We start from the raw sequence: 13,323 nt of genomic DNA on the forward strand, positions 1-13,323 counted from the left end.
CAGAAGGAGAGAGTCAAGGTGAATGAAAAGACCATATTGAGCAGGCTCATCGAAGTATTAAAGGAAGAGTTAACCGACGCGTTAACAGGCGTGTATTTACATGGCTCCATGGCGATGGGATGTTTCCATCCGCTGCAGAGTGATATCGATATTTTAGTTGTATGTAGAGAGAAAAGGTCCTCTGAGAGTTACCGCAGAATCGCCGACCAACTGATACGTATAGAAGATGAAATGCATATTCCGAAAGGGTTTGAGATTAGTATTGTACTAGAGTCAGCTGTAACACGTGGTCAATACCCTACACCTTTTGAGTTTCATTATTCTGCATATCACCGGGAGAAGTACAGAAATGATCCTGATTATCTCTGCGGTGGTCATGAAGACCCGGATGTGGTTGCACATATGGCGGTGATCTATGATCGAGGTATTGTGCTGTATGGCAAGCCGATCAAGGAACTGTTCCAGCCGGCGAACCGCGAGCATGTCATCCAATCCATTGCATCTGATGCAAGTTCAGCCTTGGAAGAAATCGTAGACAATTCGGTCTATTATGTTTTAACTTTGTCACGCGTGCTGTTGTATATTCAGGAATCAGTGATTCACTCCAAGCGAGAGGCTGGAGAGCGTGCGGTGGCAGAAGCATTGCCTGAACATCAGGAACTTATCTCCCAATGTTTGGCTAAGTACAACGGGGAACGTGAATCGGTCAATGTGGAACATACACGTTTAAGAGATTATGCCGAATATATGCTCAAACAAATTCAAGAAGCTATGCAGGCTTAAAGGAGAACTTGATATATGAAAGAATCACAACGGATCAAATGGGAGAAACAATTACAGCAAGGAAAAAGGCATCATATCCTGGTGCGCGGCGTTTTGGGCTGGGGTTTGCCTTTGGCTTTTCTGTATACCTTGGTGATGACCTCGTGGAGCGGACAAAGTTTAACCCTGAATGGTGAGTTTTATGTAAACTTACTGACGGCACTTGTGTTGTTTCCAGCTGCTGGCATCTGGTATGGTGCCTGGACGTGGAAAATCCTGAAAATGAAAGTCGAGCAAGGCAGAAGGTAGAGCGGTGAGGTGAAGAAAGGATTGAGTACATGATTACTGAGCTGGAGGCTTCTGAATTTCACAAAATAAAACATCTAACCAATGCCTGTCGCAATATGGAGGTCAAAGCAGTGGCATCAGGCATGAACCCGGGACGGGTCTATGTCGACGATACCCTCAATCCTCAAGCGGCGCTTGTATGGGTTCAGGGGCAATCCGGTTATCAGCTAATTGGTGATTTTCAGAATGAAGTGTTCCGAAGTGAACTCCGAGAGTACATGGAGACACAGATTTATCCCACGTTAGCATCATTACAAATTTTTGACGTAGAGATTGGCGTAGAAGATAGTCGGTGGGAAGCGGTACTTGAGCATATGGCTGGCCCGAGTGAACTGAACGATGATACACAGCATGTGTATCTGCTAAACCCAACGGATGAAAGAATAGAGCGAACAGAGAAAATAAAGAGTGCCAAGCGCTCATCTTCCTCTAGAATGCTTATACAACCAGTCGAGGGAACACAGGTTATTATAATAGACGAAGTACTTTTGAAAGACGATAGGTTGAATAATCTTTCTTTTGTCACATATAAGATCAAGCATTTCTGGACAAACGTAGATGCTTTTCTGAAACATGGTGTTGGCTATGTTGTTACTCGCGAGGAAGAGATTGTGTGCATATGTATTTCTGCTTTTGTCGATGGAAACACACATGCCATTGATATTGAAACATTGGAAGGTCATCGTAAGCGAAATTATGCTGCCTTGGCTGCTCAAGCGTATATGAACGAATGTAACGATAGAGGCATCCGTCCCTATTGGGATTGCTCTCCGGATAACATAGGTTCGATCCGTTTAGCACAAGGTGCAGGTTTATCTCTGGATTTTAACTATCAGGTCTATTGGTACAGCATTTCAGAGTGTATGCGTTAGTAATTGAAGGGGGTAAGAGCGTGGATGAGACACTAGAGTCACAGGTCCAGTTTCTGATTGAAATAGACAAGCTGAAAACGATTGAACGAAGAACACGAATTATCCATGGCGAACGGCTCGAGAATGATGCAGAACATTCTTGGCATCTAGCCATGATGGCATTCATATTGCATGGTCATGCTAACAAGGAAATCGACATGCTTAAAGTAATCAAGATGTTACTTGTTCATGACCTTGTTGAAATTGATGCCGGTGATACCTTTGCGTATGACACCCAAGGAAACACAGATAAACATGAACGAGAGCTTAAAGCCGCAAACCGATTATTTGGTATGTTGCCAGAAGACCAAGCCGAAGAACTGTTAAGTCTGTGGATGGAGTTCGAGACCAAAGAGACACCGGAGGCCAGGTTTGCTTCTTCCATGGATCGGTTGCAGCCGATCATTCATAATCATCAGAATGAAGGTGATACATGGCAGAAATATAACATTACGAGTGATCAGGTATTAAATCGTAATGCCGAAATTGCAAATGGGTCAGCAACGCTGTGGAAGTATACACAACAAATCGTACAAGATTCGGTAGATCAGGGGATATTGAAACAATCCGGTTCCTAAGTAAACGGGGGCTGTTTTAACTACATTTGGACTCAGGAGGCTAACATGGGGTACATCATGGATTTACGAAAATTGGTAGGCACACGTCCCTTGATCATGGCAGGTTCATGTGTACTGGTGTTTAACGAGCAGGGTCACCTGCTACTCCAGAAACGAACAGATAGCTTGGATTGGGGTACCATTGGCGGTTCGCTTGAACCGGGTGAATCATTGGAAGAGACTGCTGCGCGTGAACTATATGAAGAAGCTGGTCTGCGAGCAGAGGCATATAAGCTGATTACCATATTTTCGGGTCAGGATATGTATTACCGTTATCCACATGGAGATGAGGTATACAATGTCATGGCAATCTATGAAGCAGGCGGCATTACGGGCAGTCCAACGGTGATGGATGATGAAGGGTTAGAGCTCAGGTACTTCGACTTGACTCAGCCGATTCCGGATATCAATCCATTCACCAAATATGTGCTGTCCAAAGCGGGATATATCAAAAGCTAGGAGGAGTTTCGCACAACATTATCATTTTTCTCTCAGTGATTTACGGATACTGATTTAGTATGATAATAGTATCATTTTGCAAAGAGAGAGGGTTAGACATGGATACATTTTTGCAGCAAATTAACGAGGTAAATGAGCTTCAGATCGAGCTGGTCAGCCTGCATCCTTTTTTTGCAGAACACCATCCGGTTGTTGTAGCACACGAATCATTGTTATATATCTATGATTATTCATCTGTATCCGGGCAATACGAATGGGTCAAAACCGTACCGGACGACCTATATATTCCTGATGACTGCCTCGGCGCAATGCCTGTACATCATATGAACGATCGGATGTGCGCGATTGTGACCGCTTCTGTTTTCAAAGATTTAGAGCAGAAGGTTTTTCTGTTCCATGAATACGTGCATTGTTCTGTCTATGGAAAATACGAGGAACGAATCGTTGACCGGATGCAGATTAAACATAAAATGACCCAGTTGAGGCGTGTAACCTGGGAGATCGATTACGAATTCCCGTACGAAGATGAGATTGTTGCTGGGCGAATTGAATCTCTTCTATCTGCGTTGAAAAGTGAGAATTTACAGCAAATTCAGGTGGCGCGAACGGCATTGTTCCAATCTCTTACAGAAGAGCAAGCGGAATATTGGAGCTGGCTGGAATGGAATGAAGGAGCAGCAAGGTATATCGAGAATTTGATTCGAGCCAAGTATGAATTGCAGCCTAATCATTATGGCGATACAGCACCTTTTAACCGCCTCGTATTTTACGAGTGTGGATCCGAATATATCCGTTTGCTGGTGAAGGATCAGCCTGCGTATCATACGGATCTGGAAAAGTTGTTTGACCGGATGCAGGACGAGAGACTGGCAGGTTTGGTGAGCTAACGAGAGATTATATATAACCATTCCTTCAATGGAAAAAGGAGATCGGTCTATGCCTCTGCCTATGGTGCATTTAAGTGTAGCCCATCGATTGGCTGATACGTTGCCTGAACCACTGGACCTGGGAGCATTTTATCTCGGAAATATTGCGCCAGATGCCATTCATATGCGTGAAGGCACAACAAGGGACGACAAGCAGTATACTCATTTTTATCCTGAGCAAGAAGACAATTATACCGGACGTCTCCAGAAGTTTTATGGTGATTACATCAGCGAGCGCAAGAGTGAAGGCTGGACTTCCTTTGTCACTGGTTACTTCATGCATGTGATGACGGATTATTACTGGTTTCGAAGTGTGTATCCCGCATTCGAGGAACAGGTTCGTGAGCAAGACCAGTGTGAGGGAGCCGTGCGAACCAAGGAAGACCTGGCCCGTTTATATTACAAGGAGACGGATCAGATTGATTTTAATCTGTATCGCACCATGAATTGGAGCGAAGAAGTATGGTCGGCCTTAAATAACTCGTCAGGGTACGAGATGGCAGATCGTTTAACAGCAGATGAGATCATACGCTGGCGTGATCGCACGTTTTCTTTTTTACATGGGGAAGAACTGGGCATTATTCCAAGTTACATTACCGAAGAGGTTGTACAAGCTTTTGTCCAAAAAACAGTCCCGCGTTTAAACGACTTATCAGCTGAATGGGAGGCCGCTAGGTGAGACATATCGGAATGTTGCTTCTATTCTTCAGCGTCATATTCATTGCAGCGTGCGGTGGCAACAATTCGAGTGATGTGGGCTCCAAAGAGGCTGAGAAACTACAACAGAGTCAGGGGATTCCTACGTTAATCACGTTATCTTGTAATCAGGCTCACTTCTCTAAAACGTGCCGCGATGTAGAATTTGACCGCGCTGACGAGATTCAAATCGTGACCGAAGCCATATTCAGTGCCGAGCGTATGCAGGGGATGCTTGATTATTCTGCTGAATACACGATGAACATCACATATGCAGATGGCGCAGTCACTCGGTACGATCTGTCATTGGGTGCAGATCCAAAGACGCAAGGTTTGCTTGTAAACCAAAAGGATACGACGACTGGATATACGATCCCTCTAGAGAACGCGAATCAACTGAGACAAATCATTCAGCGCCGTACGGACTAAATGGAGCGAAAAGATCAACAACATGAATACAGGCTTATAGATGAATGGAGATGCAGGCAAGTTGATAACAATCGGAACACTGACGGCAGCAGATGTGGATGGAGCATATCATATTTTTGAGACAACGATTCCAGAGGCATACCGTCAGGAAGGGATCGGATCACTTCTGGATGAAATTCAGGAAGAGATCGAACATAAAAAGACTATAGTACAATCTGTTTTGCAACATGAATCTGATCTTGAACCAACGACGACAAGTCCCTTTTTCTTTGTTGCCCGAAAAGAAGGGAAGATCGTAGGTACGATCTCATATGGGCCTTGCGGGAAAGTCGTTCAGGAATGCACCAACCATCGGCTGGATCACGTTGGAACGCTGGGCTCACTGTATGTTTTACCTGAACTGCAGGGCCAGGGGATTGCTTCAGCGCTTATTGCGGCATTGGTCACCGAACTACAGAAGCGGGGGATTATCCAATTTTGTCTGGACAGTGGTTATCGAATTGCACAGCAGAAGTGGCGGCGGAAGTTTGGAGAACCGTATGTTGTGACGAAGGACTACTGGGGTGAAGGAAGCGAAAATATGGTATGGTTGTGTGAAGTGCAGGATTTTGCTGGAAAATAAACGAAAACAAAAGATGACCCCCTGCACTTGAACAGGAGTCATCTTTTTTTATTTCTTTTATCTTACTGCATCGATACATACGCATCATCGTAAAGTATATAGACAAAAAAAGACATGAGAGAGGAGAGAACAACAACATGTCAGAAACAACAGATATGGCAGTAACAACTGGAACAGAGGAATGGAGCACGCCGCAACAGAAGCTTTCCCCTCATGCCATAAGTTTGTGGAGAGTTAGCGCGATCCTTTACAACGTCATTGGCTTTGTGGTGTTGGCAGCGTTGCTTATACTGGACTCCGTCTATGATTGGAGGCCGTGGATCGGCTGGATTTTATGGGGAGTCACGGTTATATCCGCAGGTTATGCTGTGTGGGATATATTTTTGCAGCCCGTGTTGTTGTATCGATATTGGTTTTATGGCGTTAACGCAGAGTTTGTGCAATTGAAGCATGGGGCATTGAACAAGGTGCACCAAGTCATTCCGATGGCCAAGGTGCAATCCGTATCAACGAATCAGGGGCCATTGATGAGAAAATACGGACTATACTCGGTGTCCATCGGAACGATGGGTTCATCTCATCATATACCGGCCTTGCCGGAAGATGTGGCATATGCGCTGCGTAACCAGATTGCGGATTATGCCCGGATTAACGAGGTGGATGAATGACGGAGATGAAACGGCATCATGCACTCAGCTTGTTGTGGAGTTTGGGTAATCTGCTTAAAAGTACATTTGCTTTTATTCTGTTTTTATTCGTATTTCGTGCAGGATCAGATCAGGCATGGGTCTTCTATGCGAGAATCATCTTTTACATCGGTATTTGCATAGCACTAATCTCGATCATCTGGAAATGGTTCACAACACGTTATTCAGCCGATGAGAAAGCTTTCCATATTTACACGGGAGCATTCAGTCGAACCCGTAGAACGATCCCGTATACGAAAGTACAAAATGTGAGCCGACATACGAGCTTTGTTCATCGTTTGTTCGGAGTAACCTCTATACGCTTCGAAACGGGTATCAAGGGTGATGATGCGACGTTTCAGCTACAGGTCGTTTCGGTTTCTGAAGCAGAACAATTAGAAAAGCGGGTAGCCCGTCATTTATCCGAAGTCCAAGCTACGGTTGAGGGAATTATGGATGATGAGCAGGATGCAAAGGATGAGAAAAGTCTACTTGCAGAGCAGTATATCGAAACTGAAGAACAAGCAGGCAGTGACTCAAGCGCCAATGCCAATAACAATGACACAGGAATTAAAGGCACATTCGAACACGTCGTTCACTACCGTTCTACGCGCAAAGATGTGTTCAAAGCTTCGTTTACTTCACTTAGTTTTCTGGTGTTGATCCCGATCTTGGGTTCCTTGTACTCAACCGTGAAGGATTTCTTCCCAGACGAAACCGTAACCGAAAGCCTTGTATTAACCTGGCTTGAATCATGGTGGGTGACGAGCCTGGTCATTCTGCTTTTGATCCTTGTATCTGTCGGGCTTGGAATTGTGCGTACCTTTGTGAAATATGGAGATTTCCAGATCACGTCCGATGACAAGCGAATTTATATTACAAAGGGCATGCTGGAGAAGACGTCGTTCTCGATCCAGAAAGATCGTGTACAGGCCGTCAAGATTACACAGTCCCTGATGAAAAGAATGCTGGGTCTTGCCGAGGTAGAACTTACAACCGCAGGCAGTTTGGGTGAAGCTAGCCAGGAGATTAACACATTATATCCCTTTTTACCTGTGAGGGAGGCCTATCGCATCATTGAAGAAATGCTGCCTTCCTACCATGTGACGGAGGAAATGCATAGGTTGCCGCAAAAAGCGTTGTGGTTGCGTTTACTTAAACCAAACGGGTTGTGGATCATCGTCACGGGTGTGCTAATATACTTCAAACCGGTTTTGTTCGGCATGGAACAGACATGGTGGATGATTTCGCTACTGTTGCTCGTGTGGATTACAACGTGTAAAGTGATCAATTTTTATCATACGCGGTATGCACTGAACGATCAGTTCATTCAGTTTCGCTCAGGTGCGCTGACTTCGACACTGTTTCTGTCCAAACGGGAAAAGGTCATTGAAATCAAGATTACACGTCATCCCTTGCAGCGCAAGTTAGGGCTGGCTTCCATCCATACCGTAAATCGCGCCAAACCTGTCATGCATCAATATGTTCACGATATACCGGATGATGTAGCTGGCACATTCCAGATGTGGTACATGAGGCGTTCCAACGAGGTACAGATCCGGTAGAAACGACAAGGGGCGTTAAGTAAAATGAGTAAAACGAAAAAGATTGTATCATGGACGATTGGCATTACGCTCATTGTATTGATTCTCATGCCGTTTATCTATGTAAAAGTCAACAAAATGATCTATGCACATCGTGTCACAACATATTTAACGGAGCAGAAACATTATTCTCCTGATGAGATTGAATCCGTAGAAGGCGTCTGGAGCGTAAAACTGCCACCCTTCCTTGCTGTAGTGAAGTTTAAGGATGAACCGGATGTGGAGTATATATATTTTGCACATAATGATGTGATTCAGTTTAGCCATCGCATTTCGGAAGAGGCGCAGAAGAGCGGTAAAACGAAATCAGACCTGAAGCATTTTGCGCCGACAGACGACCAGCAGTAGAGGAGAAGAGGATGAGGGTTAATGAAAAAAGTAATAAAAGCTGTATTTTTGGATGTGGACGGTACGTTGCTTAGTGAACAAGATCGCAGTCTCTCCAAGTGTACCGAAGAGTCCATTTGCAGGTTAATCCAAAAAGGAATTCATATCATCCTTGTGACAGGCAGACCACATCATCTATGTGAAGAGTTTAAGCATCTTGGCATAGATACGGTTATTTCAGCTAATGGAGCTTTGGTTACTTGCCGTGGTGAAATCATTCATAAATCCATTCTTTCTTCAACCATGGTTAGGGAATTCAGTCATTTTGCTGATTCTCAGGGACATGCACTTTCCTACTTTACGGAGTCTTTTGGCATGAACGGAACTGGTCGGACGGATCATCATGTGATAGTTGCTCTTCGAGAGACACTTGGAATGATGGAATATGCGGAACAGATCATGACGCTCGATGAGGAAATATACTGTATGTGTTTATACGCAAATGAGGAGGAGACAAACCGATATAAAGAACAGTTTCCTTATTTACGATTTGTACGATTCCATCCGTACGTTTGCAATGTGCTAGAAGCGGGTGAAGTCAGTAAATCTGTAGCGGCTCAGAAAGTTCTAACTCACCTAAATATACGCAGAGAGGATACGATGGCTTTTGGGGATGGAGAGAACGATATAGATCTACTAACTTATGTGGGCGTAGGTGTCGCTATGGGAAACGCTGGAGAGCGTGTTAAGCAAAGTGCGGACTACGTCACGCTGAAAGCGAGTGAGGATGGAATAACTCATGCGTTGAGGCACTACAAGCTTATATAAAGGGACTTTAGTTGGAATAAGGGATATCCATATTGTGGATTTTTATGTAAAATGAAATGAAGTGAAGTGAAATGAAGTGAAGTGAAGTGAGAAAGCCCTAAAGCATAGGGCGTCAAAAGAAAGGTGAATTTTAATATGAAAAAAGGTTTTATACTCATTTTATCGCTGGTTATACTTATCGGTGTATCCTCTTCGGCGTATGCACATCCTGGTCGATTGGACAAAAACGGTGGACACAAGTGCTCCGCAAAATCGATTAAAAAAGGTCTGTGCACAGGCTATCATTATCATAAAAAGAAAAAGTAGTCTCTACTTCTCAATTAACTGAAGGAGAACGGAGGAACAAACTTCATGGATCGCATTAAAGCTGTCATTTTTGACTTGGACAACACGATTCTAAACCGGACAAGAACGTTTGAGGGTTTCACACAAAGTTTGATCAACACGTATTTTGGACACATGGAATCGACCGAACATATAAAGCAGCGGATCATCGAGCTCGACGAAGATGGTTATAAGGAGAAACCCCGGCTGTTCGACGAATTATTAGAAGAATTACGTTGGGCAGAACATCCTCCGCACGAAGAACTAATGGCATTCTACGGCCGGGAGTATGTGCGAAATTCGGTGCTCATGGATGAGGCAAGAGAAGTGGTACAGCATTTGAAAGGCCGTTATTTAATCGGTTTAATCACCAATGGTCAAACACAGATTCAATATGGAAAGATTGATCAACTTGGCATTCGTGAGGATTATGATCACATCATTGTATCGGAAGAAGCAGGTGTGAAAAAGCCTGATCCGCGTATATTTCAATTAGCCCTTGATCATTTTGGTATAGAACCTGAGCAATGCCTCTACATCGGGGATCATCCGCTGAATGATATACAAGGGGCGGCCAAAGCAGGCATGAATACGATCTGGATGAAGGTAAACCAGCCTTGGCCGGAGAAAGTGGAGACTACACCGCTACATACAATCCAGCAGCTTCGGGAATTGAAAACCTTACTTTAGCAAAATTTATGCCGTGTAGATTCGACCTATCTTCTGTCGATGACGTTGCTGGGTGGCCTCTTCGTAATCTTCAATCAGGGTGTCAAAAATCTGCTCCCAGGAACGCTGCTCTGCAAGTTTTCGGCCTTCAAGTCCCATCTTTTTCAGCAGTTCCGAAGAATGGACTCGTAACCTAATCTCTCTTATAAATGCGTCTACGTTACCCGGCTCAACAAGTATGCCGCTGTGCTGATGTACGATAAGGTCTTTGACTCCGCCGGCGTTAGCAGCCAGTACGGGAAGACCCGAGGCCATGGCTTCCAGCACCACATTGCCGAAGGTCTCTGTACAAGAAGGAAAGACAAACAGATCTGCTGATGCATACATCGATGCAAGCTCATCACCATGCAAATATCCGGTGAACGTAACATTGGCAGGCGCTTGCTGCTGCATCTTGGGAAGGGCAGGCCCATCACCGACAATGATCCAGTGAACATGGGCTTGTAGTTCTGCGGGCAATTGCTGCATCGTGGCTGTCAGGGTGGCTATATCTTTTTCCGGGGAGATACGTCCCACGTAGAGCAGGATGAGAGGTGCGGTGATCTGATACCGTTCGCGAATGCTGGGGGTTCGTTTGCATGGAGAATAGAGGTTACAATCAATGCCGCGAGACCAGAGCTTGAGCCGCTGAATCCCCTGAGACTGTAAGGTGTACATCGTGTCTTGGGACGGAACGAATGTAGTATCACAGGTGCGATGAAACCACTTGATGTACTTCCAGTAGAGTGGAATGACACTTCCAAGCTTGTAATAATTGAGATAACGATCAAAGTGGGTGTGATAAGAGATGACGTGTGGAAGGTTGAACTTGAGTGCATATCTCAGGCCAAGCAGCCCCATGTTAAACGGTGTAGCGACATGAAGCAGATCAGGCTGAAATTCCTGTAGCTGTTTATAGGCAGTTACTTTGCTGGGAAAAGCGATTCTGCATTCGGGATACAGAAAAAAGGGGATATTGATTACGGAGCTTACGGGAGCTTCAACGTTTCCTTCCATGATGGATTGGGATGTAAACAGCAGATGTTCTATATTTCTGCGATTCAGATGGTTGCTTAGACGATGGAGTGTTCCTGCGACACCATTGGTTTCTGGAAGATAAGTATCTGTGAACAAGGCTAGACGCATCCTTACCCCTCCCTAAACTTGTGATGCCAAGATCATAACAGCGAATTATTTTCCATGAGTCAAATGCATGTTAACTTGGCGCGATTTCTTTTCTATACAGCATATTCTGGTATGATGGAGAGACGTGGCGGCGCAGATCATGACTACGCTATATAGAGAGATACAGGAGGACAAGTGAGATGAACAAGTTACAGGAAGAAATGGCGGAGTTGATGCCGCTTGCAGGCATCGAAGAGATGTCAGGCGAAGAAATGGTGGGCAGCATTGCGATGGATATGTACCGGGCTGAATTTGCCACGATTCGGGAACAAGTTTCAGAACTGCCTGTTGTAATACGAGATATTATGCTGATTATTGATCTGGATACGGAACTATCCATGAATGGATTGACCGGTTATTTGGAGAATGCCAGCGGCCTGCATTTGAGAGAGGTCATCGAAGCGTTAAACCGAAGTGGCAATGAGACAGATGCGATGATTTTGCAAAAGGTGGAACAACTCTTGAAGGAACAAGGAATTACGCCAGAAAAACTCAGAGAGAACGTGGAACGTCTGTCCGAACACGACATATCAACAAGTTTGCAGACACATGGGACACAGATCCATGAGTTATTACAGCAGGTAGAGCAGGAAGGTCAACATTTAAGCTTTCAAGCGGATAATGAAGAAGTTTTCGATTTGCTGTACCAGTATGTAGACGAGCATAAAGATGAATTAAAGCAGCAACTGGAGCAGTTTCTCGTTCTATAAGAATAAGGGGGAGAAATGGATGCGTCTGAACAAACGTGTGGGGATGGAAACCATTATCGTTAGCTTTACTTTCCTGCTTTTGTTGGTGGTTTGGAAAGTAGTCCAAGGCATGTTTCTAACATTACAGCATGTCCCGCAAGGTACACCATTACAAACCTCTGGTGGGACATCGCAAGTTGACTTTGGACATGTGGCAAGTGGAAGCGGTTTGATGATAACCCTAAGTGTTGGTGGTATATTCCTTTTGGCTATAGCGTACTATGTTGTTCGTTCTTATGTTGTGGGAAAAAACAAGAGATAAAGAGAGTAGCCCTTGGTATCAGATGGATACATAGCCGGGGGCTGCTCTCTTGATGTTTTGCATGTTCGTAGTCTATAGGTGCTCTGAAATAATCTCTTCCAAGCCTTGTGCGACGGAACGTGCACCACGCTCCAGATGTCTCTCGTGCAGTTGCAGGCGCACATAGGTCTCATCCGTGCCCATGGCTTCGGAGAACATTCCGCTAAGTCCACGTGCACGACGGTCGATCTGGATCAACAGTTCCAGGGAATTCCCCATTGGATAGAAGAGAACTTCAAGTTCATCCAAATATCCGCGGAACTTGGTTGTCGGCACAAACTCAAACTCTTGTACAAACGGCAGATTGCCACCGAGCCTTGGCGCATAATCATTGGTTACTTCACGAAGCTTGAATCCCAGCATATCTATGGCATCCAGTACAATTTCCATCTCTCTGGAAGGCACAACATGAATAAGGTCTCGATCTGATGGGTCTACTGCGCTAGAGATGTCCAGTCCCGTTTCCACCCATACTTCCGCACGGTGTAGTGTAATCGGTAAATTGTCCGGTAGATCGAATTGAAAGCTCTTTTCCAGTTTTGTACCAGGCTGCAGGGTGAACCCCTCGGTGAGCAGATATTTGGCTACAACAGCCGTTTCCTTCACTTTGCGATCATTACTTTCCCGAATGTAGTGCGTTTTGATTAACAGATAAATCCGATCAACCTGCTGCTCGACACCTCCGCCCTCAATGTACACTATTCCCGAAAGAGTTCCTCCGGGCATAACTTCTGTTGTATGTAACTCCGTATTTACTTTTGCTGCACCTACACCAACACTGGCCAGCATTTTTTTGAAAAATGACATGTGAGCAACCTCCAGATTCATGGATTATTATGGG

General features: G+C 44.8%; 19 protein-coding genes. 17 read left to right on the top strand and 2 right to left on the bottom strand.

Features of this window, described 5'->3' with window-relative positions; genetic code table 11:
- Positions 1-18 precede the first annotated feature (18 nt).
- From MKY23_RS08060 to MKY23_RS08130, 15 genes are all read left to right on the top strand, one after another.
- Positions 19-783, top strand: a complete 765-nt coding sequence (locus tag MKY23_RS08060) for an aminoglycoside adenylyltransferase domain-containing protein (protein WP_221786913.1) — start codon at positions 19-21, stop codon at positions 781-783.
- A 15-nt stretch (positions 784-798) separates the two neighbouring features.
- Positions 799-1,071 (top strand): hypothetical protein, encoded by a 273-nt coding sequence (locus tag MKY23_RS08065; RefSeq protein ID WP_145328782.1) that lies wholly within the window; start codon positions 799-801, stop codon positions 1,069-1,071.
- Between the two features lie 29 nt (positions 1,072-1,100).
- Complete coding sequence (locus MKY23_RS08070; RefSeq protein WP_336122143.1) at positions 1,101-1,982, top strand: GNAT family N-acetyltransferase; 882 nt, start codon at positions 1,101-1,103, stop codon at positions 1,980-1,982.
- A gap of 20 nt (positions 1,983-2,002) precedes the next feature.
- The gene (locus MKY23_RS08075) at positions 2,003-2,599 is read left to right on the top strand and encodes an HD domain-containing protein (RefSeq protein ID WP_221786911.1); all 597 of its coding nucleotides are present in this window, start codon (positions 2,003-2,005) and stop codon (positions 2,597-2,599) included.
- Positions 2,600-2,644: 45 nt separating this feature from the next.
- Complete coding sequence (locus tag MKY23_RS08080; RefSeq protein WP_154982947.1) at positions 2,645-3,097, top strand: NUDIX hydrolase; 453 nt, start codon at positions 2,645-2,647, stop codon at positions 3,095-3,097.
- Positions 3,098-3,195: 98 nt separating this feature from the next.
- Entirely contained in the window at positions 3,196-3,984 is a 789-nt protein-coding gene (locus MKY23_RS08085) for a hypothetical protein (RefSeq protein ID WP_339837066.1), read from the top strand.
- 49 nt (positions 3,985-4,033) lie between these two features.
- Positions 4,034-4,702 (top strand): zinc dependent phospholipase C family protein, encoded by a 669-nt coding sequence (locus tag MKY23_RS08090; RefSeq protein WP_339837069.1) that lies wholly within the window; start codon positions 4,034-4,036, stop codon positions 4,700-4,702.
- Entirely contained in the window at positions 4,699-5,148 is a 450-nt protein-coding gene (locus tag MKY23_RS08095; RefSeq protein WP_221786904.1) for a hypothetical protein, read from the top strand. Before MKY23_RS08090 ends, MKY23_RS08095 begins: the two co-directional genes overlap by 4 nt.
- Positions 5,149-5,188: 40 nt before the next feature.
- On the top strand, positions 5,189-5,770 hold the full coding sequence (locus MKY23_RS08100; protein ID WP_221786902.1) for a GNAT family N-acetyltransferase: 582 nt from the start codon (positions 5,189-5,191) through the stop codon (positions 5,768-5,770).
- 137 nt (positions 5,771-5,907) lie between these two features.
- A complete protein-coding gene (locus MKY23_RS08105; protein WP_260510688.1) occupies positions 5,908-6,438 on the top strand; it encodes a PH domain-containing protein in 531 nt (176 codons plus the stop codon).
- Positions 6,435-8,021, top strand: coding sequence for a PH domain-containing protein (locus tag MKY23_RS08110; protein WP_221786901.1), 1,587 nt, complete (start codon positions 6,435-6,437; stop codon positions 8,019-8,021). Before MKY23_RS08105 ends, MKY23_RS08110 begins: the two co-directional genes overlap by 4 nt.
- Before the next feature lie 24 nt (positions 8,022-8,045).
- Positions 8,046-8,408, top strand: coding sequence for a DUF3139 domain-containing protein (locus MKY23_RS08115; RefSeq protein ID WP_221786899.1), 363 nt, complete (start codon positions 8,046-8,048; stop codon positions 8,406-8,408).
- Between the two features lie 21 nt (positions 8,409-8,429).
- Positions 8,430-9,215, top strand: a complete 786-nt coding sequence (locus MKY23_RS08120; RefSeq protein ID WP_221786897.1) for a Cof-type HAD-IIB family hydrolase — start codon at positions 8,430-8,432, stop codon at positions 9,213-9,215.
- A 135-nt stretch (positions 9,216-9,350) separates the two neighbouring features.
- Positions 9,351-9,521 (top strand): YHYH domain-containing protein, encoded by a 171-nt coding sequence (locus MKY23_RS08125; protein WP_154887023.1) that lies wholly within the window; start codon positions 9,351-9,353, stop codon positions 9,519-9,521.
- Positions 9,522-9,566: 45 nt separating this feature from the next.
- On the top strand, positions 9,567-10,229 hold the full coding sequence (locus MKY23_RS08130) for an HAD family hydrolase (protein ID WP_339837074.1): 663 nt from the start codon (positions 9,567-9,569) through the stop codon (positions 10,227-10,229).
- Between the two features lie 6 nt (positions 10,230-10,235).
- Here the strand turns inward: MKY23_RS08130 and MKY23_RS08135 are convergent, their stop codons facing one another.
- Positions 10,236-11,393, bottom strand: coding sequence for a glycosyltransferase family 1 protein (locus MKY23_RS08135; RefSeq protein WP_221786893.1), 1,158 nt, complete (start codon positions 11,391-11,393; stop codon positions 10,236-10,238).
- 179 nt (positions 11,394-11,572) lie between these two features.
- On the opposite strand from MKY23_RS08135, the gene MKY23_RS08140 reads away from it, so the two are divergent.
- Positions 11,573-12,142 (top strand): hypothetical protein, encoded by a 570-nt coding sequence (locus MKY23_RS08140; protein WP_221786890.1) that lies wholly within the window; start codon positions 11,573-11,575, stop codon positions 12,140-12,142.
- Positions 12,143-12,161: 19 nt separating this feature from the next.
- Positions 12,162-12,443, top strand: coding sequence for a hypothetical protein (locus MKY23_RS08145; protein ID WP_221786888.1), 282 nt, complete (start codon positions 12,162-12,164; stop codon positions 12,441-12,443).
- A 72-nt stretch (positions 12,444-12,515) separates the two neighbouring features.
- Here MKY23_RS08145 and MKY23_RS08150 read toward each other — a convergent pair whose 3' ends face one another.
- The gene (locus MKY23_RS08150; protein ID WP_339837078.1) at positions 12,516-13,289 is read right to left on the bottom strand and encodes a sporulation protein; all 774 of its coding nucleotides are present in this window, start codon (positions 13,287-13,289) and stop codon (positions 12,516-12,518) included.
- Between the last annotated feature and the right edge of the window lie 34 nt (positions 13,290-13,323).

This window comes from Paenibacillus sp. FSL R7-0272 (assembly GCF_037969905.1).
Lineage (GTDB): Bacteria > Bacillota > Bacilli > Paenibacillales > Paenibacillaceae > Paenibacillus > Paenibacillus polysaccharolyticus.